This window comes from Pseudomonas violetae (assembly GCF_023072615.1).
Taxonomy (GTDB): domain Bacteria; phylum Pseudomonadota; class Gammaproteobacteria; order Pseudomonadales; family Pseudomonadaceae; genus Aquipseudomonas; species Aquipseudomonas violetae.
Genome location: NZ_JAKNRW010000011.1, coordinates 78,219 through 99,414 on the forward strand (window position 1 = coordinate 78,219; position 21,196 = coordinate 99,414).

At 58.2% G+C, this 21,196-nt stretch carries 20 protein-coding genes and 2 pseudogenes; 14 read left to right on the plus strand and 8 right to left on the minus strand.

Features of this window, described 5'->3' with window-relative positions; genetic code table 11:
* Positions 1 to 227: 227 nt before the first annotated feature.
* Positions 228 to 1,574, plus strand: a complete 1,347-nt coding sequence (locus L9059_RS15355; protein WP_247291853.1) for a carbohydrate porin — start codon at positions 228 to 230, stop codon at positions 1,572 to 1,574.
* 113 nt (positions 1,575 to 1,687) lie between these two features.
* A complete protein-coding gene (locus tag L9059_RS15360) occupies positions 1,688 to 2,536 on the plus strand; it encodes a D-hexose-6-phosphate mutarotase (protein ID WP_247291854.1) in 849 nt (282 codons plus the stop codon).
* A 157-nt stretch (positions 2,537 to 2,693) separates the two neighbouring features.
* Here the strand turns inward: L9059_RS15360 and L9059_RS15365 are convergent, their stop codons facing one another.
* A complete protein-coding gene (locus L9059_RS15365) occupies positions 2,694 to 3,554 on the minus strand; it encodes a MurR/RpiR family transcriptional regulator (RefSeq protein ID WP_247291936.1) in 861 nt (286 codons plus the stop codon).
* Positions 3,555 to 3,778: 224 nt separating this feature from the next.
* Here L9059_RS15365 and zwf point away from each other — a divergent pair, with 224 nt between their 5' ends.
* The 3 genes from zwf to L9059_RS15380 are packed head-to-tail and all read left to right on the plus strand — an operon-like array spanning position 3,779 to position 6,631.
* Positions 3,779 to 5,248, plus strand: coding sequence for a glucose-6-phosphate dehydrogenase (zwf, locus tag L9059_RS15370; RefSeq protein WP_247291855.1), 1,470 nt, complete (start codon positions 3,779 to 3,781; stop codon positions 5,246 to 5,248).
* Positions 5,235 to 5,948 (plus strand): 6-phosphogluconolactonase, encoded by a 714-nt coding sequence (pgl, locus tag L9059_RS15375; RefSeq protein ID WP_247291856.1) that lies wholly within the window; start codon positions 5,235 to 5,237, stop codon positions 5,946 to 5,948. The genes zwf and pgl overlap by 14 nt, the downstream gene beginning before the upstream one ends.
* Before the next feature lie 17 nt (positions 5,949 to 5,965).
* Positions 5,966 to 6,631: a bifunctional 4-hydroxy-2-oxoglutarate aldolase/2-dehydro-3-deoxy-phosphogluconate aldolase gene (locus L9059_RS15380; protein WP_247291857.1), complete on the plus strand. Its 666-nt coding sequence runs from the start codon at positions 5,966 to 5,968 to the stop codon at positions 6,629 to 6,631.
* Between the two features lie 278 nt (positions 6,632 to 6,909).
* Here the strand turns inward: L9059_RS15380 and L9059_RS15385 are convergent, their stop codons facing one another.
* On the minus strand, positions 6,910 to 8,091 hold the full coding sequence (locus L9059_RS15385; RefSeq protein WP_247291858.1) for an aminotransferase class V-fold PLP-dependent enzyme: 1,182 nt from the start codon (positions 8,089 to 8,091) through the stop codon (positions 6,910 to 6,912).
* 14 nt (positions 8,092 to 8,105) lie between these two features.
* Entirely contained in the window at positions 8,106 to 8,342 is a 237-nt protein-coding gene (locus tag L9059_RS15390; protein ID WP_247291859.1) for a DUF3820 family protein, read from the minus strand.
* A gap of 204 nt (positions 8,343 to 8,546) precedes the next feature.
* Here L9059_RS15390 and L9059_RS15395 point away from each other — a divergent pair, with 204 nt between their 5' ends.
* The gene (locus tag L9059_RS15395) at positions 8,547 to 9,014 is read left to right on the plus strand and encodes a PA2169 family four-helix-bundle protein (protein ID WP_247291860.1); all 468 of its coding nucleotides are present in this window, start codon (positions 8,547 to 8,549) and stop codon (positions 9,012 to 9,014) included.
* 60 nt (positions 9,015 to 9,074) lie between these two features.
* Here the strand turns inward: L9059_RS15395 and L9059_RS15400 are convergent, their stop codons facing one another.
* Together L9059_RS15400 and L9059_RS15405 are read right to left on the minus strand one after the other, a co-directional pair.
* On the minus strand, positions 9,075 to 9,545 hold the full coding sequence (locus tag L9059_RS15400; protein WP_247291861.1) for a MaoC family dehydratase: 471 nt from the start codon (positions 9,543 to 9,545) through the stop codon (positions 9,075 to 9,077).
* 42 nt (positions 9,546 to 9,587) lie between these two features.
* On the minus strand, positions 9,588 to 10,532 hold the full coding sequence (locus L9059_RS15405; protein WP_247291862.1) for an alpha/beta hydrolase: 945 nt from the start codon (positions 10,530 to 10,532) through the stop codon (positions 9,588 to 9,590).
* A 229-nt stretch (positions 10,533 to 10,761) separates the two neighbouring features.
* On the opposite strand from L9059_RS15405, the gene fadD2 reads away from it, so the two are divergent.
* Both fadD2 and fadD1 read left to right on the plus strand, forming a co-directional pair.
* The gene (gene fadD2 / locus L9059_RS15410) at positions 10,762 to 12,450 is read left to right on the plus strand and encodes a long-chain-fatty-acid--CoA ligase FadD2 (protein WP_247291863.1); all 1,689 of its coding nucleotides are present in this window, start codon (positions 10,762 to 10,764) and stop codon (positions 12,448 to 12,450) included.
* A gap of 337 nt (positions 12,451 to 12,787) precedes the next feature.
* Entirely contained in the window at positions 12,788 to 14,488 is a 1,701-nt protein-coding gene (gene fadD1 / locus L9059_RS15415; protein WP_247291864.1) for a long-chain-fatty-acid--CoA ligase FadD1, read from the plus strand.
* A 180-nt stretch (positions 14,489 to 14,668) separates the two neighbouring features.
* Here fadD1 and L9059_RS15420 read toward each other — a convergent pair whose 3' ends face one another.
* On the minus strand, positions 14,669 to 15,046 hold the full coding sequence (locus L9059_RS15420) for a hypothetical protein (protein ID WP_247291865.1): 378 nt from the start codon (positions 15,044 to 15,046) through the stop codon (positions 14,669 to 14,671).
* Between the two features lie 199 nt (positions 15,047 to 15,245).
* Between L9059_RS15420 and L9059_RS15425 the strand changes: the two genes are divergently transcribed.
* From L9059_RS15425 to def, 3 genes are all read left to right on the plus strand, one after another.
* On the plus strand, positions 15,246 to 15,437 hold the full coding sequence (locus L9059_RS15425; RefSeq protein WP_247291866.1) for a CsbD family protein: 192 nt from the start codon (positions 15,246 to 15,248) through the stop codon (positions 15,435 to 15,437).
* A gap of 188 nt (positions 15,438 to 15,625) precedes the next feature.
* Entirely contained in the window at positions 15,626 to 16,582 is a 957-nt protein-coding gene (locus tag L9059_RS15430) for a YihY/virulence factor BrkB family protein (RefSeq protein ID WP_247291867.1), read from the plus strand.
* On the plus strand, positions 16,579 to 17,118 hold the full coding sequence (def, locus tag L9059_RS15435; RefSeq protein ID WP_247291868.1) for a peptide deformylase: 540 nt from the start codon (positions 16,579 to 16,581) through the stop codon (positions 17,116 to 17,118). The genes L9059_RS15430 and def overlap by 4 nt, the downstream gene beginning before the upstream one ends.
* A 50-nt stretch (positions 17,119 to 17,168) precedes the next feature.
* Here def and L9059_RS15440 read toward each other — a convergent pair whose 3' ends face one another.
* Positions 17,169 to 17,606 carry a GNAT family N-acetyltransferase gene (locus L9059_RS15440; protein WP_247291869.1) on the minus strand — a complete coding sequence of 146 codons (438 nt, stop codon included), beginning with the start codon at positions 17,604 to 17,606 and terminating at the stop codon, positions 17,169 to 17,171.
* Positions 17,607 to 17,985: 379 nt separating this feature from the next.
* Here L9059_RS15440 and L9059_RS15445 point away from each other — a divergent pair, with 379 nt between their 5' ends.
* From L9059_RS15445 to L9059_RS30985, 3 genes and pseudogenes are all read left to right on the plus strand, one after another.
* Positions 17,986 to 18,645: a peptidase inhibitor family I36 protein gene (locus tag L9059_RS15445; RefSeq protein WP_247291870.1), complete on the plus strand. Its 660-nt coding sequence runs from the start codon at positions 17,986 to 17,988 to the stop codon at positions 18,643 to 18,645.
* Between the two features lie 441 nt (positions 18,646 to 19,086).
* Positions 19,087 to 19,758: pseudogene (locus L9059_RS30980) on the plus strand (PAS domain-containing protein); the annotation flags it as partial.
* A 120-nt stretch (positions 19,759 to 19,878) separates the two neighbouring features.
* Positions 19,879 to 20,301: pseudogene (locus L9059_RS30985) on the plus strand (methyl-accepting chemotaxis protein); the annotation flags it as partial.
* A gap of 235 nt (positions 20,302 to 20,536) precedes the next feature.
* Here the strand turns inward: L9059_RS30985 and L9059_RS15455 are convergent.
* Positions 20,537 to 21,169, minus strand: a complete 633-nt coding sequence (locus L9059_RS15455; protein WP_247291872.1) for a glutathione S-transferase family protein — start codon at positions 21,167 to 21,169, stop codon at positions 20,537 to 20,539.
* Positions 21,170 to 21,196 lie beyond the last annotated feature (27 nt).

The following is a 21,196-nucleotide window of genomic DNA, read 5'->3' on the forward strand; positions in this document are numbered from 1 at the left end:
TGTCCGAGCGAGCTTGCTCGCGATGGACAAGAACGGTCGCTCAGGCTGTCCGGAAGCTTTAGCCCTGTAGGAGCGAGCTTGCTCGCGATGGGCGTGAACGATAACGCGGGCAGTCTGATTCACCGCGTCGTCCTGAAGTTTTTCGCGAGCAAGCTCGCTCCTACAGTGGGGATTTGTAAACCGCGTTAGATAAAAACAGTTAATAACAATAAAACGAGGATGTAGGGATGAAGAAGAAGAACAACGCTCAGTTAATCTGCCAATTGTCAGCGATTGCGGCAATGAGCCTGGCTGGCACCGTGCATGCCGCTGAAGCGTTCAGCCCCGAATCGAAGTGGATGACGGGCGATTGGGGTGGAGAGCGGACCAAGCTGATCGAGGCGGGTTACGACTTCACCCTGGAGTACGTGGGCGAAGTGGGTTCCAACCTCAAGGGCGGCTACAACGATGACACGACTGCGCGCTACAGCGATCAGTTTGCCTTGGGGGCACAACTGGACCTGGAGAAGATCTTCGGCTGGAAAGACGCCGAGTTCAAACTGGCGATCACCGAGCGTAGCGGCAAGAACATCTCCAACGACCGCATCGGCGATCCGCGGGCCGGCACCTTCAGTTCTTCCCAGGAAGTCTGGGGGCGGGGCCAGACCTGGCGCCTGACGCAGTTGTGGGTCAAACAGAAGTATTTCGACGGTGCCCTGGACGTCAAGGCCGGTTACTTCGGCGAAGGCGAAGACTTCAACAGCTTTCCGTGCGACTTCCAGAACCTGGCGTTCTGCGGTTCGCAGGTGGGTAACTGGGTCGGCGGCATCTGGTACAACTGGCCGGTCAGCCAGGCGGCTATCCGCGTGAAGTACAACATCAATGACGAGCTCTACGCGCAGGTCGGCGCGTACAACCAAAACCCGTCGCAACTGGAAACCGGCAACGGCTTCAAGCTCAGCGGCAGCGGTACCAAGGGCACCATCATCCCGGTTGAACTGGTGTGGTCGCCTAAGGTCAACAGCCTGCCGGGCGAGTACCGCGTCGGTTATTACAAAAGCACCGCCAAGGCCAATGATGTTCGCGAAGATGCCAACGGCAACGATGCGGCGGTCAGCGGTGATGCGTACCGCAGTCACAGCAGCAAGTCCGGCTACTGGTTCGTCGCCCAGCAACAACTGACCGACCACAATGGTGACAAAAGCCGTGGCCTGAGCATCGCGGCCAACGCCACGTTCCATGACAAGGACACGAACGTCGTGGACAACTATCAGAACCTGATGCTGGTCTACAAAGGCCCGTTCAACGCGCGCCCGAAAGACGATGTGGGCATCGGTATCGCCCGTATCCACGTCAACGAAGACGCGCAGAAAAACCGCAAGCTGATCAATGGCGTCAACGGTATCGACGACTACGACAACCCGGCCTTCCTGCCGATCCAGGACACCGAGTACAACGCTGAAATCAACTACGGTTTCCACGTCACCAATTGGCTGACCGTGCGTCCCAACCTGCAGTACGTGAAGCACCCAGGCGGTGTGGATCAGGTGGACGACGCGATCGTGGCCGGCCTGAAAATTCAGTCGGTGTTCTAACGCGGTTGCGATAAGCTTCTCTCCATGTGCGCATTTTGCGGACAGCCAAGGCTGTCCGCTTTTTTTTGGGGCTGGCACATCCCGGTAACAGATGATTTTCAGGACTGCGGCACATGCATGAGCATCCGCTACAACGCTTCTTCAAATCCTTGCGCGAGCGTCCGGTGTTCGCGTGGGAGCGCTATCAGATGCGCGATGTGCTGGTGATCGATCACCCGCTCTGCCAGGCCGTGTTCAGCCGTCAGGGCGCGCAACTGCTGCACTTCCAGCCCACTGGCCAGAAGCCCTGGCTGTGGTGCGCGGCGAAGTGGCCGCATGTTGGGGCGATTCGCGGTGGAGTACCGGTGTGCTGGCCCTGGTATGGCCGTCACCCCAGCGAAAATGCCTGGCCCTCCCATGGCTGGGCGCGCCTACTCGACTGGAAGCTGCTCGACAGCAGCGCAGACGACGACGGCGTGCGCCTGCACTGGCAGCTGCAGCTTTGCGACTGGCAAGTGGACCTGCATGCGCATCTGGGCGAACGCATGGACCTGCGCCTGGGCACCGAGCATCAGGACAGCCTGCCGTGCCAGTTGAGCCAGGCTTTGCACGCTTACTGGCGTATTGGCGATGTCGGTGAGGTAGCGCTGTCTGGGCTCGACGGAGTGCAAGGTTACGACCAGTTGAGTCGCCGGGTTTGCCAGCAGGAAGGCGAGCTGCGGGTGGACGGCGGCTGTCAGCGGGTATTCCAGCACGAGGGCGAATTGCAGCTCAAGGATCATGCCTGGCAGCGTCAGTTGTGCATTGATACCGGGAATGATGCGGACACGGTGGTGTGGCATCCGGGTTCGCGGCCGTTGCTGGGGGTGAGCTGGAACGAGATTTCCGAGTTCGTCTGTGTTGAGGCGGCGAGTGGCGCAGGGCAGGGCTTGGCGCCGGGGGAGCGGGCGCATTTGAGTTTGCAGGCGCGGGTTGGTGCTTAGCTCAGAATGGGTGGTGTTGCGGCTGGCCTCATCGCGGGCAAGCCCGCTTGTGTCTAGATCTAGGGATATGCGAAGCACACAAATCCATGTTCACTGAAGATCTCTGTGGGAGCGGGCTTGCCCGCGATGGGCCGGATTAGACAACAAAGATGTTGCCTTAATTAAACTCATCCCCCACCGGATACCGACTTGCATTCAAGCTCTCTTTGATCTTGCGCAAATGCGGCTGGAAATCCACGCCCCGGCGCAGGGTCATGCCGGTCGCCAACACATCCAGCACGGTCAGTTGGATGATCCGCGAGGTCATCGGCATGTAGATATCGGTGTCTTCCGGCAGTGGAATATTCAGGCTCAGGGTGCTGGCTTTGGCCAGGGGCGAGCCCTCAGCGGTCAAGCCCAGCACCGAAGCACCGTTTTCCCGGGCGATGCGCGCCACTTCCACCAGTTCGCGGGTGCGGCCGGTATAGGAAATGATCACGAACAGCTCGCCCGTATGCGCCACTGAAGCAATCATGCGCTGCATCAGCACGTCCGCATGGGCGGTGACGGCCAGGTTGAAGCGGAAGAACTTGTGCTGCGCATCCAGCGCTACCGGGGCCGAAGCGCCGAGGCCGAAGAAGTGGATCTGCCGGGCCTGGATCAACAGGTCGACAGCGCGGCTGATCAGGTTCGGGTCCAGGGCCTGCAAGGCGCTGTCCAGGGAGGCGATGGCGCTGCCGAAAATCTTCGTGGTATAGGCTTCCGGATTATCGTCCGCCTCGACCGCACGGCTGACGTAAGCGGCGCCGCTGGCCAGGCTCTGGGCCAGTTGCAGCTTGAGTTCCGGGTAGCCGCTGACGCCGAACGAACGGCAGAAACGGTTGACGGTCGGCTCGCTGACTTTCGAGGCCTGGGCGAGGGCGGCGATGCTGAAGCGGGTGGCCTGCTGTGGGTTGAGCAGGATCACCTCAGCGACTTTGCGTTCGGCCTTGTTCAGGTCTTCAAGGCGATTCTGGATCTGTTCCAGTAAATTTCGCACGCGGTCCATATATGTTCCTTGATTCACCTGTAAAAAGCCGCTCGGCTATGCGAATTGAGCCTTTGATGAGGCCCGTGACGGTGGCCTATCCTACTGATGGCTCCGACTGACCACCACTCGCAATCCATATTTTGCTAAAATGTTGTGGTTATTACTACATTTTCTCTTGAGCACTGCCTTGAAAAAAGGTATTTGTAGCTTAACTTGATAAAAGAACAAACATCATGCCTTCGATTACGGTTGAACCGTGCACCTTTGCCTTGTTCGGCGCCCTTGGCGACTTGGCCCTGCGCAAGCTCTTTCCTGCTCTCTATCAGCTTGACGGCGCAGGCCTGTTGCACGAGGACACGCGCATCATCGCGCTGGCCCGTGAGCCAGGTAGCCAGCAGGAGCACCTGGCGCTTATTGCCACGGAGCTGCGCCGTTACGTCGGCGCCAAGGAGCTGGACGAAGCCGTGGTCGAGCGCTTCCTCGCCCGACTGAGTTATCTGCATGTCGATTTCTTCAAGGCCGACGATTACCTCGCCCTGGCTGAGCAAGCCGGTAGCGCCCAGCGGGTAATCGCTTATTTCGCCACCCCGGCCGCCGTCTATGGCGCCATCTGCGAGAACCTGGCGAAAGTCGGCCTGGCTGAAAACACCCGCGTGGTGCTGGAAAAACCGATCGGCTCGGACCTCGAATCCTCACGCACAGTCAACGATGCGGTGGCCGAGTTTTTCCCGGAAAACCGCACCTACCGCATCGACCACTACCTGGGCAAAGAAACCGTCCAGAACCTGATCGCCCTGCGGTTTGCCAACAGCCTGTTCGAAACCCAGTGGAATCAGAACTACATCTCCCACGTGGAAATCACCGTGGCCGAGAAAGTCGGTATCGAAGGCCGCTGGGGCTACTTCGACAAGGCCGGCCAGTTGCGCGACATGATCCAGAATCACCTGCTGCAACTGCTCTGCCTGATCGCCATGGACCCGCCGGCCGACCTGTCTGCCGACAGCATTCGCGACGAGAAGGTCAAGGTGCTCAAGGCCCTGGCGCCAATCAGCCCGGAAGGCCTGACCACCCAGGTGGTGCGCGGCCAGTACATCGCCGGCTACGGCGAAGGAAAGCCGGTGCCGGGTTACCTGGAAGAGCCGAATTCGAATACCCAGAGCGACACCGAAACCTTTGTCGCCCTGCGAGCTGATATCCGCAACTGGCGCTGGGCCGGTGTGCCGTTTTACCTGCGTACCGGCAAGCGCATGCCGCAAAAGCTGTCGCAGATCGTCATCCATTTCAAGGAACCGTCGCACTATATCTTCGCTCCGGAACAGCGCCTGCAGATCAGCAACAAGCTGATTATCCGCCTGCAACCGGACGAAGGTATTTCCTTGCGCGTGATGACCAAGGAGCAAGGCCTGGACAAGGGCATGCAGTTGCGCAGCGGTCCGTTACAGCTGAATTTTTCCGACACCTGGCGTAGCGCACGGATTCCCGATGCCTACGAACGCTTGTTGCTGGAAGTGATGCGCGGCAATCAGAACCTGTTTGTCCGTAAAGATGAAATTGAAGCCGCGTGGAAGTGGTGTGACCAGTTGATCGCCGGGTGGAAAAAATCCGGTGATGCGCCCAAGCCTTACGCGGCCGGGTCCTGGGGCCCCATGAGCTCCATTGCATTGATCACGCGGGACGGGAGGTCGTGGTATGGCGATATCTGAATTGAAACTGCCTCAGGGCGTCAGCGCCCATGAGTACAAGAACCCAGTGCTGCTGGCCGATGCCTTGGCACTGAATGTGGCCAAGCAACTGAGCGATGCGATTGATGCGCGGGGCACCGCGACGCTCGTGGTGTCCGGTGGCCGTAGCCCGGTAGCGTTTTTCCAGAACCTGGCCAAGCAAAAGCTCGACTGGTCAAAGGTGGTTGTCACCCTGGCCGACGAGCGCTGGGTGCCAGTTGAGCACGCCGACAGCAATGCCGGGCTGCTCAAGCGCTATCTGCTGCAAGGCCCAGCGGCCAAGGCGCAGTTCTTGAGCCTGTACAGCGCCACGGCGAACCTGGAGCTGGCCGCCGAGCAAGCCGACCGCCTGTTGGCAGAGCTGCCGCCGATCGACGTGCTGATCCTCGGCATGGGCGACGACGGGCACACCGCTTCGTTGTTCCCCAACAGCCCGAACCTGGCAGAAGCTTTGACAGTAGATGGCACTCGTCGCTGCTATCCGATGCTGGCACCGACCGTGCCGCATCAGCGCCTGACCATGAGTCGTGCGTTGCTGGCCTCGGCCAAGACCACCGTTCTATCGATTTCCGGTCAGTCCAAGCTGACTACTCTGAGTGCCGCATTGGCCGGTGACGATGTTGCCGCCATGCCGATTCGCGCGTTTCTGCAACCTACGTTAGAGATTTACTGGTGCCCATGAGCCAAGGATCAGCCGCTATGAAAAACACTTCCCTGACCGTTTCCATGGCGGACAAAGTTGCCCTGATCGACAGCCTCTGCGCCAAGGCGCGGATCCTGCCGGTCATCACTATCGCTCGCGAGCAGGACGTTCTGCCCTTGGCCGATGCGCTTGCCGCAGGTGGCCTGACCGCCTTGGAAGTGACGTTGCGTTCGCAGTTCGGCCTAAAGGCCATCCAGATTCTGCGCGAGCAGCGTCCGGAGCTGGTGACCGGTGCCGGTACCGTGCTGGATCGCAGCATGCTGGCCGCTGCCGAAGCGGCGGGTTCGCAGTTCATTGTTACGCCGGGCATTACCCGTGACCTGCTGGAAGCCAGCGTCGGCAGCCCGATTCCATTGTTGCCGGGGATCAGCAACGCTTCCGGGATCATGGAAGGCTACGGTCTGGGCTATCGCCGCTTCAAGCTGTTCCCGGCGGAAGTCAGCGGTGGCGTCGCAGCCATCAAGGCCCTGGGCGGCCCATTCGGCGAAGTTAAATTCTGTCCGACTGGCGGTGTCAGTCCGGCCAACATCAAGAGCTACATGGCGTTGAAAAACGTGATGTGCGTGGGCGGTAGCTGGATGCTTGACCCCGAGTGGATCAAGAACGGCGACTGGGCCCGCATCCAGGAATGCACCGCCGAGGCGTTGGCGCTGCTGGACTGATTGGCTTTACCTGACACTTCGTTGTGTGTTCTACGGCTTTTCGGTGCGCTTGGTCGGCGCACCGTTTTTTTTGCCAGCAATAAACCCATGCGCACTGCAACTCAGTGGCAGCGAGCTTGGTCTCACGTCGTATATCTATCCCCTGTGGGAGCAGGCTTGCCCGCGAAGGGGCCGGTACATTTAACATTTGTGTCCGCTGACCCACCGCTTTCGTCGGAACGCCGCCCGAACCAAGCCCGCTCCCACAGTTATGGTGGTGGCTGCAGGTGCGTGGTGAATCAGCGCAACTGGTCCAGCGCCTTGATCAGCAGTGCAATATCCCCAGCCGTCGTGGTCAGCCCCGGGGTAATGCGGATACAAGGCCCGCTCGCCGCGCCACTGCGCACGAGGGTAAACAGGTTGTACTCATTCAGCAGCCGGTCGACCATCACCTGCTGATCCTCATGCCGGGTAAACCGCAGCGAAGTTATCCCGCAATACAGCCGCGGATCATCCGGGGTCATCACCTCGATGCCCGGCAAGTTCCGTGCAGCCCTGACCCATTCATTGCGCAAGTAGTTGAGCCGCGCGCCCTTGGCGGCTGATCCGCCCATGGCCAGGTGTTCCTCGAATACCTGCGGTAGCGTCAACAATGCAGGGATATTGGGCGTGCTATACGGCGTGCGGGCGCGAATGTCGTTGAGGGGGAAATGTATCTCGCCCATGTCCGGATCGATATCGGCCAGGCGCTCCGGGGCGATGTACATGAAGCCCAGCGTCAGCGGCGCACCGATCCACTTGTGCAGGTTGTAACCCGCAAAAGCGATGCCCAGCTCTTGGAGATTGAACTCCATCTGCCCCAGCGCATGGGCGCCGTCGAGGATCACATCGATACCGTGTTCCCTGGCAGCCGCCGCAATCGCTTGCACCGGCATCACCAACCCAGTGCGATGGGTGACGTGGGTCAGTGCCATCAGCTTGAGCCTAGGGTAACGCGCGAAAGCCTCACGGTAACTGGCCAGCAGCGAATCGAAAGAGGCGGGGTGCTGGTGATCAATCTCTATCACCTCCACGCCTCGATAACGCGCCAGCCAGCGCATGGCGCCTTTGACCGTGTCGTATTCCAGGTCGCAGATCAGCACCTGATCACCCGGTTGCAGGCGGTTGTAATTGCGGATCAGCGACTGCAGGCTATCGGTGGCATTGCGCGTCAGTGCGATGGCTTGAGCCCGCACACCGATCAGTTCGGCGAGCTGCGCGCGAATCTCCAGGCTTTCGCCCTGTTCAAAGCGCTGGCGCACATGCACCGAATTACTGCGGTTGATCAGCTCGATGTTGCGCTGGTACTCCTCGACCACCGTGCGCGACATCCGGCCAAAATAACCGTTTTCTAAATTGATCGGGCCAGGTTCATTCGAGTAACGGTCGGCAAAGGTCTTCCAGAACAGTTCATCACGGGCGCGGCGAGTGTTATCGGGCATGGCTTACTCAGTATTCAATAACGCGGGGCAGGTTTGCCGTGTTTGGCGCGCAGCGGTTCTAGTAGCTCCGACAGGCCGTTGTGATCAATCTCCTGCATCAAGGCGAGCAGACCACCCAGCTCGCCTTGGGGGAAACCTTCCCGAGCAAACCAATTGAGGTACTGGCCAGGGAGGTCGGCAATGATGCGTCCTTTATATTTTCCGAAGGGCATTTCGCGAGTAATCAGCAGTTCGAGCTTTTGCGGGTTCATCAATTGATCGTCTTGATTCAGTCAATTCTGAAAATACAGGCATTCTGCATGCAGGCCAAATGACAGATCATGCAAAAAAAGCGGATACGGATTTTGCTGTAAAGTATAAGTTATTGAAAAATAACTGATTTATTTTCAATGAGAAGCTGGCATGCAGGGTGCAATAGCTATTGCATCTTTCATCAACCCGCAAGGAATTGAAAAATGACCGACATCAATAAAGAAGCCATCTCTGTACTCAACGACCTGATCGAAGTCAGCAAAGATGGTCAGGAAGGGTTCAAGACCTGCGCTGAAGACATCAAGCACCCAGAATTGAAAGCCCTGTTCGTGACCCGTGCCGCTGACTGCGCAACCGCTGCCGCAGAGCTGCAAGCGGCTGTGCGTTCGATGGGGGGCGATCCGGAAACTTCTACCAGCGTCGGCGCCGATCTGCATCGCCGTTGGGTCGACGTGAAAGCCATGTTTACCGGCAAGGATGAAGAAGCCGTGCTGAACGAAGCCGAGCGCGGTGAAGACCATGCGCTGAAGGCTTACAAAGAAGCCATCGAAAAAATCAACAAGCACAATCTGGTAGGTATTCGTGACCTGGTTGAACGCCAGTACCACGGCGTACAACGTAATCACGACCAGGTGAAAGCCCTGCGGAACCAGGCGCGCGCTCGCTCGTAAGCGTTCGTGGCGCCACAAAAAACGCCGGTTGATCCGGCGTTTTTTTACGTCTTTTGCTTTTCAACCGATGCTGATCGCCGGCAATGTCGGCAAGGTCACGGTCTGCTGCTTGCGCGGGGCGAGGATTTCGGCTTCGCCATCCACCACCAGCTCATCACGCTGGTTGAAAACACGGGTGGCAATACGCACGCGAAACTTCGGCAACTTTTCGAGGATTTCCAGGCGCACGGTCAGGGTGTCGCCAATCTTCACCGGCTTCTGGAAGCTCATCTGCTGGCCGATATAGATAGTCCCGGGCCCGGGCAATTCACAGGCCACGGCTGCGCTGATCAGGGCGCCGCTGAACATGCCGTGGGCGATACGCTCCTTGAACATGGTGCCTGCAGCGAATTCGGCGTCCAGGTGCACCGGGTTGTGATCGCCGGACATTGCAGCGAACAACTGGATGTCGCGCTCTTCGACCGTCTTGCTGTAGCTGGCGGTCTGGCCGACTACGAGAGCTTCATAAGGGGTGTTGGTAACCTGGGTCATCTGTTTCAATTCCTGTCACGAATAAAATAAATTGCAAAAAAACTATTCCGACCGGGTTGGTCTGCGGTGGCTCAGCGCTTGGTCGATCCAGTTCAACAAGTCGTTGATGACTTGATCGCGGTTGATCTCGTTGAATAATTCATGCCGCGCCTGGGGGTAAATAATCAGGTGCAGATTCTGGCTGCCGGCCTTGCGCAGGGCATTGGCCAGATCTTTGAGACGCTTGCCTTCACTCACCGGATCACATTCGCCGCCAATCACCAGCAACGGCAGGCCCGGATCAATCTGCGCGAGATTGGACGCTTTGCTGATTTGCTGCAAGCCGCCCAGCAAGTCGACCCACAGCTGATTGGTGCAACGAAATCCGCAAAGCGGGTCATTGGCGTACTTGTCTACTTCGGCCAGGTCGCGGCTCAGCCAGTCAAAAGGCGTGCGTACCGGTTTGAAACGCTTGTTGAACGAGCCGAACGACAACCACTCGATCAGTGCGCTGCGGCCCTTGGGCCCCTGGCGCAGCCGTTCGACGCGGGCGATCTGGCGAGCTGCGCGGTAGAGCGCCACGGGTTGGAAGTTCGAGCCGCTGAGCACTGCGCCCTGCAGGCTGGCACTGTGGTGCAGCAGATAGGCCTGGGCGATGTAGCTGCCCATGCTATGACCGATCAGCAGGATCGGTACCCCGTGATGCTGCTGACCGATGTGCTGATTAAGGCTGGCCAGGTCGCCGACCACCTTGCACCAGCCGTCTTCGTCGGCGAAATGACCCAAGGTGCCATTTTCAGCGGTTTTGCCATGCCCACGCAGGTCTGGGGCGTACACGCCGTAGCCCTGGTCGCAGAGCTTTTGCGCCAAGCCATCGTAGCGGGCGCTGTGCTCCGCCATGCCGTGAGCCAGCAGCACGATGGCTTTCAGGGGGGCTGCGGGCAGCCACTGATTGACGTACAGGCTGCTGCGGTCACTCGCGGTCAGCCAGAAAGTGTCGTGGATCATGGCGATTCCTTTGCGCTGGGTCGATGCATTGTATAGCGCATTCCTGATGCAGCCGTGCGAACTGCCCTACACCACGGCAGGAAGATTCACGCGATCAATGAGGGTGTCGGTCGTATTTGCCTGATTCGCCATAACTGCTAGTGTCCGTGAAGCTCCGCTTTTCGCGTCAGGTTTCACGGAACTGACAGAACAGCGGCCCGGATAGGCTCAGGTAAAGAGGACAAGAACAATGCAACCTGATTTCTGGAATGACAAGCGCCCGGCCGGCGTGCCCCTGGATATCGACCTCGGGGCCTACAAGTCGGTGATCGAGGTGTTCGAGCGTTCCTGCAAGAAATTTGCCGATCGCCCGGCATTCAGCAACATGGGCGTGACCCTGACCTACGCCGAACTGGAACGCCACAGCGCCGCATTTGCAGGGTATCTGCAAGCCCATACCGACCTGGTGCCGGGAGATCGCATCGCGGTACAGATGCCTAACGTCCTGCATTACCCGATCGCTGTGTTCGGCGCCTTGCGTGCCGGCCTGATCGTGGTCAACACCAACCCGTTGTACACCGCGCGGGAGATGCGCCATCAATTCAAGGACTGTGGGGCACGGGCGCTGGTCTACCTGAACATGTTCGGGCAGAAAGTCCAGGAAGTGCTGCCGGACACCGACATCCAGTACCTGATCGAAGCGAAAATGGGTGACCTGATGCCGGCCGCGAAAGGCTGGTTGATCAATACCGTCGTCGACAAAGTGAAGAAAATGGTACCGGCTTTTTCATTGCCCCAGGCCATCTCCTTCAAGAGCGCGCTGCGCATGGGCAAAGGGAAGGGCATCAAGCCGTTGAACGCCGGTCTGGGCGATATCGCTGTGCTGCAATACACCGGCGGTACCACCGGCCTGCCCAAGGGGGCAATGCTTACCCACGGCAACCTGGTGGCGAACATGCAACAGGCGCGTGCCTGCCTCGGTCAGTTTGGCAGCGACGGTCAGCCGCTGCTGCGCGAAGGGCAGGAGGTGATGATCGCGCCGCTGCCGCTGTATCACATCTATGCATTCACGGCGAACTGCATGTGCATGATGGTGACCGGTAACCACAACGTGCTGATCACTAACCCGCGGGATATCAAGGGCTTTATCAAGGAGCTGAAGAACTGGCGTTTTTCCGCGTTGCTGGGGCTCAACACGCTGTTTGTCGCATTGATGGATCATCCGGATTTCAAGACCCTGGATTTCTCCAGCCTCAAACTGACCAATTCCGGCGGCACTGCGTTGGTCAAGGCCACTGCCGAACGCTGGGAAAAACTCACCGGATGCCGCATCACCGAAGGTTACGGTTTGACCGAAACTTCGCCGGTGGCCTGCACCAACCCCTACGGTGACAAGTCGCGCATCGGTACGGTGGGGCTGCCAGTGCCGGGCACCACGCTGAAAATCATCAACGATGAGGGCGTCGAGCAAGCCTTGGGTGAGCGCGGCGAGCTGTGCATAAAGGGGCCGCAGATCATGAAGGGCTACTGGCACAAGCCTGAGGCGACAGCCGAGGTGCTGGATGCCGAGGGCTGGTTCAAGTCCGGTGATATCGCGGTGATCGACCCGGATGGTTTTGTGCGCATCGTCGATCGCAAGAAGGACATGATCATCGTCTCGGGCTTCAACGTGTATCCGAACGAGATCGAGGACGTGGTCATGGCCCACCCGAAAGTCGCCAACTGCGCGGTGATCGGCGTACCGGACGAGCGCTCGGGGGAGGCGGTGAAGTTGTTTGTGGTGGCGCGCGAGTCCGGAGTCAGCCTTGAAGAGCTGAAGGCCTACTGCAAGGAAAACTTCACTGCTTACAAAGTACCCAAGCATATTGTGTTGCGTGAGTCGTTGCCGATGACGCCTGTGGGCAAGATCTTGCGGCGGGAGTTGCGGGATATTGCTTAGATATCGTTAGGGTCAGACGACGCTAAAAGATCGCAGCCTTCGGCAGCTCCTGCAGGAGAATGCGCTCGTCTGTAGGCGCTGCCGAAGGCTGCGATCTTTTGCTTTTAAGTGACCTATAGAATCTTTGCTCTAAAACTGACTATAAGATATTCAAGAGTCATTAATGTGACTATAGAGCCCGCTTTTGGCTCTAGTCGACCCCTGGCAAAGCTGCTACTCTCGGCGCGCTTTGGGACTTCCCGGCCTGTTCAAAACACCGGATTTGCCCCTGACCAAACACCAATAATAATCGCATCAAATGCGGTGCTGAATTCGCGTTGCTGAGGAGTGGGCTTCCATGATCGAAGACTTTTGGAAGGATAAGTACCCGGCCGGGGTTGCTGCCGACATCAATCCGGACGAGTACCCGAATATTCAGGCAGTGCTCAAGCAGTCCTGCCAACGCTTCGCCAACAAGCCGGCATTCAGCAACCTGGGCAAGACAATCACCTACGGTGAACTGTACGAACTGTCCGGAGCCTTTGCCGCTTATCTGCAACAGCATACCGACTTGCAGCCTGGCGATCGAATCGCCGTGCAATTGCCGAACGTGTTGCAATACCCGGTGGCCGTATTTGGTGCGATCCGCGCCGGGCTGATCGTGGTCAACACCAACCCGCTCTATACCGCGCGGGAAATGGAACATCAATTCAACGACTCCGGTGCCAAGGCACTGGTCTGCCTGGCCAACATGGCGCATCTGGCGCAGGCCGTGGTGCCCAAAACCGGGGTCAAGCACGTCATCGTTACCGAAGTCGCCGACCTGCTGCCGCCGCTCAAGCGCCTGCTGATCAACAGTGTCATCAAGTACGTGAAGAAAATGGTCCCGGCCTATCACTTGCCCAAGTCGATCAAGTTCAACGACGTATTGAGCAAGGGCCACGGCCAGCCAGTTACCGAAGCCAGCCCGGCCAGCAGCGATGTGGCCGTGTTGCAATACACCGGCGGCACCACCGGCGTGGCCAAGGGTGCGATGCTGACCCATCGTAACCTGGTGGCGAACATGCTGCAGTGCAAGGCGTTGATGGGTTCCAACCTGAATGAAGGTTGCGAGATCCTGATCACGCCGCTGCCGCTCTACCACATCTATGCCTTCACCTTTCATTGCATGGCGATGATGCTGATCGGCAACCACAACATCTTGATCAGCAACCCGCGCGACTTGCCGGCGATGGTCAAGGAGCTGTCGAAGTGGAAGTTCAGCGGTTTCGTCGGCCTCAATACTCTTTTCGTTGCGCTGTGCAACAACGAGGGTTTCCGCAAGCTGGACTTCTCGGCGCTGAAGGTGACCCTGTCGGGCGGCATGGCCCTGCAACTGGCGGCTGCCGAACGCTGGAAGGCGGTGACCGGTTGCTCCATCTGTGAAGGGTACGGCATGACCGAAACCAGTCCGGTGGCCACGGTGAATCCGATCCAGAATATCCAGATCGGCACTATCGGCATTCCGGTGCCGTCGACCCTGTGCAAGATCATCAACGATGCCGGCGCGGAACAGCCATTGGGTGAAATTGGTGAACTGTGCGTGAAAGGGCCGCAGGTGATGAAGGGGTACTGGCAGCGCCAGGACGCCACCGATGAAATCCTCGACAGTGAAGGCTGGCTGAAGACCGGTGACATCGCCCTGATCCAGCCGGATGGTTACATGCGTATTGTCGATCGCAAGAAAGACATGATCCTGGTGTCCGGCTTCAACGTGTATCCCAACGAGCTGGAAGACGTGCTGGCGATACTGCCGGGCGTGTTGCAGTGCGCAGCGATCGGCGTGCCGGACGAGAAGTCGGGGGAAGCGATCAAGATCTTCATCGTTGCCAAGCCGGGCGTGACCCTGACCAAGGAACAGGTGATGGAGCACATGCGCGCCAATGTCACCGGGTACAAGGTGCCGCGCTCCGTGGAATTCCGCGACGCGCTGCCGACCACCAACGTCGGCAAGATTTTGCGGCGCGAATTGCGTGATGAAGAATTGAAGAAGATCAACGCGAAGAAAGCTACCGCGTAAGCCACAGAAAACCCCGCCGGTGCGGGGTTTTTTTTCGCCTCTGTGGCGAGGGAGCTTGCTCCCGCTGGGCCGTGTAGCGGACCCCTGGTTCCTGGATCATTATCGGTCTGGAGAACCGCGAGTACCGATTTGGGGCCGCTTCGCAGCCCAGCGGGAGCAAGCTCCCTCGCCACAGTGTTTTTACAGGCGGAACTGCGCGAAATTCACGTTGGTGCCCGCTGGACGCATGTCCTGCAGATACGAGTCCTTGTCGGCACTGAGTTCCAGGCTCAAGGCGGCCTTGCGCTTGCCTTCGTTGCGCACGACCAGACCCTCGAGCTTCTCGCGCAGGAACACCGTCGGCACCTTCAGGTGCAGCAGTTCGTAGGTGTCGGGGGTGTGCATCAGCAGGTGAATCCATTCGTACTGACCAACGGCCAGGCGCGCGACCGGAATATCGAACCACCAGATATTGCGGTTACGGTTCAATTCGGTGAAATGGCAGTTGTTGACGCCAAGCACAGCACCGCCGAGTTCCTGGTTTCTGCGGGCAATGGCCTGCTTTTTATCGAGTTTCATAACATTCCTACGGGGTTGGCTCTTCAGCGCCTTGGCCTGAATACGTTGCACATTCTCGGGGGTTGGCGCGCAAACATAAAGCCAAACCTGCCCTGATCGATGAAATGTTCAGCACAAAAAATGAAACTCCCGGCAAATCCCTCCGGTCAATCTTCCTGTAAGCACTTTCGTTCGTTCAATTGTTCACAGGAGAGACACCATGAGCAGCACTGGCGATAAAGTAAAAGGCGTAGCCAACGAAGCGGTCGGTAACGTCAAGCAAGGCGTTGGCAAGGCTACCGGCAACGACAAAATGCGCGCCGAGGGCGTCGTGCAGGAAAAGAAAGGCGAAGTTCAGCAAGCAGTGGGCAAAGCCAAAGATGCGGTAAAGAAAGGCGTCGATGGGGCCTGATATGGCCTTTGACGTTATTATGAACGGCCATCCGCGGATGGCCGTTTTTGTTTCAGCTGGAACTTGAACACAGAATTTGTTTCAAAGTGGCCGAACACGGCTATTTTTGATGCAGGCTACATTGATGAAAGCAACGGCCCCTGAGTCGCCAAGACTTGAACCCGATTTTGCGGCGAAAGGAGACGCTAATGATTTTCCCGGACATGAAAGGTCTGCCCATCCATCGCGTGATGGTGCGCACGGTCACAGAGTTCATCGATGACGAGATGTCGACCTATGCGTCGGCGCTGGCCTATCAGATGTTGTTTTCGCTATTCCCCTTCATTCTGTTCCTGATCGCCCTTATCGGTTTCCTGCACCTGCCGGACTTTTTCTCGTGGCTGCGCCTGCAGTCGGAACTGGTGTTGCCGCCCCAAGCTCTGGAGCAGGTAAACCCGGTGATCGACCAGCTGCAGCAATCCAAGGGCGGCTTGCTCTCGGTAGGTATCGTGATCGCGTTGTGGACCGCGTCTGCCGGCGTACGCTTGATGATGAGTGCGATGAATGCTGCCTACGACGTGGTCGAAGGACGGCCGGTCTGGAAACGCTTTCCGCTGTCGATTTTCTACACCATCGGCATCGCCGGCATGCTGTTGATCGCCGCAGCGCTGATGGTGCTTGGGCCGCAGGTTATGGGCTGGATCGCTGCACAGGTCGGCATGGAATATTTCATCGTGACCCTTTGGACCATCGCCCGCTGGCCTGTCGTAGTGATCCTGCTGATGGTGGCAGTGGCGTTGATCTACTACGTCATGCCTGACGTCAAACAGGAATTTCGTTTCATCACGCCGGGTTCGGTGCTGGCGGTGGTGGTGTGGATCCTGGCGTCCGTGGGTTTCGGCCTCTACGTCAAGGAGTTCGCCAACTACAACGCCATGTATGGCAGTATCGGCGCGATCATCGTGTTGCTCCTCTATTTCTACATTTCTGCTGCCGTATTGTTGCTGGGCGCGGAAATGAATGCGGTGATCGAACACATGTCCGGCGAAGGCAAGGACCCGGGAGAAAAAGCCCCCGGAGAGTTCGCCGAAGAGCCTAAACAACACGTTTCCGGACTAGGTCGGGATCACTCGATCAAGCCATCCACTGACGAAGTCATCCAATGATCCGTGAAATTCTGAAAATGGGCGATGAGCGATTGCTGCGGATCGCCCCGCCAGTGCCTGTCGAAATGTACGACACGCCCGAGCTGTGGCAGTTGATCGACGATATGTTCCAGACCATGGAAAGCGTCGGCGGGGTCGGCCTTGCCGCTCCACAAATCGGCGTTGACCTGCAACTGGTGATCTTCGGGTTCGAGCACAGCGAACGGTACCCGGATGCTGAGGCAGTGCCGCAGACTATCCTGATCAATCCGCTGATCACGCCATTGAGCCCTGTGGTGGAGGAGGGTTTCGAAGGCTGCCTGTCGGTCCCGGGCCTGCGCGGTTCCGTGAATCGGTATCGGGAAATCCGCTACGAAGGTTTTGATCCCAAAGGTCAACCGATCGTGCGCTTCGCGTCAGGCTTTCATGCCCGGGTGGTGCAGCACGAATGCGATCACCTGATCGGGCGCCTGTACCCGTCGCGCATCACCGATTTCAGCAAGTTCGGCTTTACCGAAGTGATGTTTCCAGAACTTGACCCGAACGCCGACGAGTGATCCTGTGGGAGTGAGCTTGCTGGTGAACATCAGTCAGCAACAATTTGCCGTCATTCGACGCCATCGCGAGCAGGCCCACCCCTGCAAAGCCCCATCGCAATCATCGGCTTGCTGCGTGCATAACGGCTTAACCGTTCAGCCATTGCATAGGGCAGCGCCGGGTCGAAGGTAAACCCGCGACGCTCGTAGAATTCACGCAAATCCGGATGACAGAACAACCACACCGGCCCCTGCAGATCCTTTATGGCCTCGGCGATCAGCGCGCCAGCGATCCCCTGTTTCCGACAGCCAGGATCAACCAACAGCCCCGTCAACCAATGCCCGCCCGCCACCGGCCGCAAACACAATGCACCGATGACCTGCTCACGCCGCGCAACCCATAGCTGAGCGCCACGCACGGCTTTCATCGACGATTGATGGCTGCGATAAAACTTGTTCATCAGGGGCCACAAAGGCTCCGCGAGCATGGCGTACTGGGTGTCGGGCATAGGTTCGGTCTGTCGGTGCGCAAAGCCTGCGATTATAAAAGAACGCGCGCGCGGCGATAGGTGTATACCTGATCTCACATCCCGTATGAGTGGAGTACGTATCATGGCCAAAGGCATGGATTCAAAGAAGGCAGCGAAGAAGAAACCGGCGAAAACCGCTGATGAAAAGCGCGCGGACAAGAAGGCCAAGAAGGTGGATGTGTTCGGCCATTGATCCCGAGACAAGGGAGCCTGGCCCTCAGGCTCCTGCTGCACGGCTGCGGTATACCGATGGTCGACGCTGTCAATTGTGACAGTAGACAGGTATGCACAAGCATCCGACTCTGCTCCTGAACGAAGCTGGTGACTACCAGCGTCTCAAGGAGCGGAGTATTTCAGCATGGTCATCAGATTGTTCCTCGTTATTGCGGCCCTGTGCGTCGCGGTTTTCACCCTCTACTTTTTTGCGATGCAGTCGACGCCTGGAACGACTCGATACGCCGTATTCAAACCTGATATGAGTGCCGCGCAATCTGCGCAGGTTCAGCAACTGATCGATGAGCAACTCATCAGGAAAGCTGGAGGCAGGCAGGTCAGTCCAATTCAGGTGGTGTACGACGAGGGGGCGGTGGTCGTGACATTCCCTATCCCCGGTGAAAACCATCAATCGGATGGGATCTGTGATTTTGGATATTTGTGCCTGTGGGAGAACCCGGGTTTCACCGGCAGGAAGTTGTCGTTGTTGAGCAAACCCTCAAGCCGACCCGTCAACCTGACGGACTACAACTTCGGCAAGCAGGTCTCGTCCTGGCAGCACAACAATAAAATCCACACCGTGAAGATCTTCGGCATCGATGGGCCCGGCGCCATTGGCAACATGATGATGAGCAACATTAAGGAAGTACGCCTGGGCCGGGGCTGCTGCCCTTTCAGCATTCCGGAAAAAGCCAGCGCCTCAGGCGTATGGACCGAGGTGCACGGTCAGGACAGGCTGGCGCCTTACGATGACAGAATCGTCAGCATTGCGTTTTCCCCTATGTTTGTGTTGTTCGCCCAGTAAAACGGAAAAAGTTCAATTTATGTTGAGTGCTGGCCGACTAGTGGCCTTGATTACGGTTATTGCCTGTCTATGCTGATTGGTAATGTCAAGGAGCCACACGCAAAAGGGAATTATTCATGAAACTGTCAGGGGTTGGCTCGATTCCGGGCTATCAAGAGAAGGATGTCTTGATAAGAGCGTCGCATCATGGACCCTCCGATTGAACATCATTTATCACCTGAGCGAACCCTCCACCAGAGGGGGCGTATGCCTGTCCCATGGAACACTGTGGTGGATACGTAGAAAGGCCGAACAACTTTCTTCATTCAAAAAGACCGCGCTTAGGGTGATACGACCATGTTTAACCTACATCACAAGGCTGACCTGCTGGAAATCGAGCGCTTCAGTTGCGCGTTGACCGAAGCCAATGCCAAGCTGGCGGCTGTCAGCCGTTCGATGGCAATGATCGAGTTTACCCCCGATGGCATCGTCATTGATGCCAATGAGAATTTCTGCAGCACCATGGGTTATACCGCCGAAGAAGTTCGCGGCAAGCACCACCGGATCTTTTGTGAAGAAGCGTTTTATCGCAGCGAGGAATACGCGAAGTTGTGGCGGGACCTGGCGCGGGGTGAGCCGGTCAGCGGCACATTTTTGCGGCTGGACAGGAACGGCCGGGAGGTCTGGCTGGAGGCCAGCTACCTGCCAGTGTACGGTGCCGACCGACAGGTCCGCAGCGTGATGAAAGTAGCGGCGGACATAACCGACCGGATCAACAATGAGCACGAAAACAACAGCCTGCTCGCCGCTATCGGGCGCTCCATGGCCGTCATCGAATTCAAGCCGGACGGTACCGTCATCACGGCCAACGATAACTTCCTGAAAACCATGCACTACTCGCTGAACGAAGTCGTCGGCCAGCACCACAGCATGTTTTGCCATCGCAGTGAAAGCGAGACGCAAGCCTACAAAGCGTTCTGGGCCTCGCTCAATCGCGGCGAGTATCACTCGCACCGGTTCGAGCGCAAGGACAAGTACGGCCATACGGTATTTCTGGAAGCGTCCTACAACCCCCTGTTCGACGCCAAGGGGCGCCTGTACAAAGTAGTCAAGTTCGCCAGTGACATCACGTCTCAGGTCACCACCCTGCAGACCGCTGCGGAATCGGCCCACAGCACCTCGGTACAAAACGATGCCTGTGCACAGAAGGGCTCTCAGGTGGTGCAGCAGACCGTCCAGATCATCCAGGACATTTCCCGGGACCTGAACGAGGCGGCGCAGAGCATCGATGCCGTGAGCAAACAGTCCGAAATCATCGGCACCATCGTCCAGACCATTCGCGGCATCGCCGACCAGACCAACCTGCTGGCACTCAACGCAGCCATCGAAGCGGCTCGTGCGGGAGAGCACGGCCGTGGCTTTGCGGTGGTGGCCGACGAAGTACGCAGTCTGGCAGCGAGGACCAGCCAGGCGACGCTGGAGATTGTCGAAGTGGTGCGCAAAAACCATGACCTGTCGCTGAGCGCTGTGACGAGCATGCAGTCAAGCCTGAGCAGAACCGGGCTGGGCGTCGAACTGGCGAACGAGGCGGGGGAGGTGATCGTGGAAATCCAGCAGGGCTCGCGACATGTGGTGGATGCGATCAGCCAGTTCAACTCGACGCTGCAGTTGAACTGATCGCCGCGCTGCGCAATACCTGCATTCGGCCAGCGCGGTTAACGGGGCGCCTGCGATCAACAGCTTCGCCGTGGCGGCCTTCGGGCCGACCAAGGCATCAAGCCGGCGCGCTGCGCTTGTTTGGTCCGTGCACATCCCCTGAATTTGAAATGAGCACCAGTGGGAGCGAGCCTGCTCGCGATGGACGTCAAGGACCGCTGTGCAGGCCGCTGGCGATCAAGCAACTCAGGCGACTTCATGGCAAGCCATTGCAGCCATGTTTAAGAAACCCCGGGCGTTGCGCCAGCCGTTGAAAGTATTCATCGACGGCGGGCAGGTCGGGGCGATCCATTGGCGTCATCAGCCAGCGGTTGATCGACAGACCGATGACGATATCGGCCACGGTGAAGTGCGGCCCGGCGACATAGGCGCCGGTCGCCTTCAGCTGCTGCTCGAGTATCGCCATTTTCTGGTTCCAACCGCGCACCCCGGTGGCGATCAAGTGCGGGTCGAGACACTCCGGATCCCGACGCACCAGGCCGGTGAACGCGTAACGCCAGGAACGATTGAGTTCAGTGGCCTGCCAGTCCATCCATTGCTCGACACGCGCCCTGGCTGCCGGCTCGGTCGGCAACAGTTCGATGTTGTGGTGCTTGCCGGCGAGATAACGACAGATGGTATTGGATTCCCACAACACGCCAGCGTCGTCGATGATCACTGGCACCTGGGCATTGGGGTTGAGCCTGAGGAACTCAGGGCTGTGGGTCGACGCGAATCCGCTGCCCCAGTCCTCACGTTCGTAGGAAACGCCCAGTTCGTCGCAGGTCCACAGGACTTTTCTGACGTTGATTGAGGACGCTTTACCAAGAATTTTCAGTGCATGTTCCATTGAGCTACTCCTTTAGCGATCGGCCGC

Coding starts and splice junctions, on each gene's coding strand:
- L9059_RS15360 (WP_247291854.1), top strand. CDS start 1,688: ATGCATGAGCATCCGCTACAACGCTTCTTCAAATCCTTGCGCGAGCGT.
- L9059_RS15380 (WP_247291857.1), top strand. CDS start 5,966: ATGAAAAACACTTCCCTGACCGTTTCCATGGCGGACAAAGTTGCCCTG.
- L9059_RS15395 (WP_247291860.1), top strand. CDS start 8,547: ATGACCGACATCAATAAAGAAGCCATCTCTGTACTCAACGACCTGATC.
- L9059_RS15455 (WP_247291872.1), bottom strand. CDS start 21,169: ATGGAACATGCACTGAAAATTCTTGGTAAAGCGTCCTCAATCAACGTC.
- fadD2 (WP_247291863.1), top strand. CDS start 10,762: ATGCAACCTGATTTCTGGAATGACAAGCGCCCGGCCGGCGTGCCCCTG.
- L9059_RS15385 (WP_247291858.1), bottom strand. CDS start 8,091: ATGCCCGATAACACTCGCCGCGCCCGTGATGAACTGTTCTGGAAGACC.
- L9059_RS15400 (WP_247291861.1), bottom strand. CDS start 9,545: ATGACCCAGGTTACCAACACCCCTTATGAAGCTCTCGTAGTCGGCCAG.
- L9059_RS15425 (WP_247291866.1), top strand. CDS start 15,246: ATGAGCAGCACTGGCGATAAAGTAAAAGGCGTAGCCAACGAAGCGGTC.
- L9059_RS15445 (WP_247291870.1), top strand. CDS start 17,986: ATGGTCATCAGATTGTTCCTCGTTATTGCGGCCCTGTGCGTCGCGGTT.
- L9059_RS15440 (WP_247291869.1), bottom strand. CDS start 17,606: ATGCCCGACACCCAGTACGCCATGCTCGCGGAGCCTTTGTGGCCCCTG.
- fadD1 (WP_247291864.1), top strand. CDS start 12,788: ATGATCGAAGACTTTTGGAAGGATAAGTACCCGGCCGGGGTTGCTGCC.
- pgl (WP_247291856.1), top strand. CDS start 5,235: ATGGCGATATCTGAATTGAAACTGCCTCAGGGCGTCAGCGCCCATGAG.
- zwf (WP_247291855.1), top strand. CDS start 3,779: ATGCCTTCGATTACGGTTGAACCGTGCACCTTTGCCTTGTTCGGCGCC.
- L9059_RS15420 (WP_247291865.1), bottom strand. CDS start 15,046: ATGAAACTCGATAAAAAGCAGGCCATTGCCCGCAGAAACCAGGAACTC.
- L9059_RS15430 (WP_247291867.1), top strand. CDS start 15,626: ATGATTTTCCCGGACATGAAAGGTCTGCCCATCCATCGCGTGATGGTG.
- def (WP_247291868.1), top strand. CDS start 16,579: ATGATCCGTGAAATTCTGAAAATGGGCGATGAGCGATTGCTGCGGATC.
- L9059_RS15405 (WP_247291862.1), bottom strand. CDS start 10,532: ATGATCCACGACACTTTCTGGCTGACCGCGAGTGACCGCAGCAGCCTG.
- L9059_RS15390 (WP_247291859.1), bottom strand. CDS start 8,342: ATGAACCCGCAAAAGCTCGAACTGCTGATTACTCGCGAAATGCCCTTC.
- L9059_RS15355 (WP_247291853.1), top strand. CDS start 228: ATGAAGAAGAAGAACAACGCTCAGTTAATCTGCCAATTGTCAGCGATT.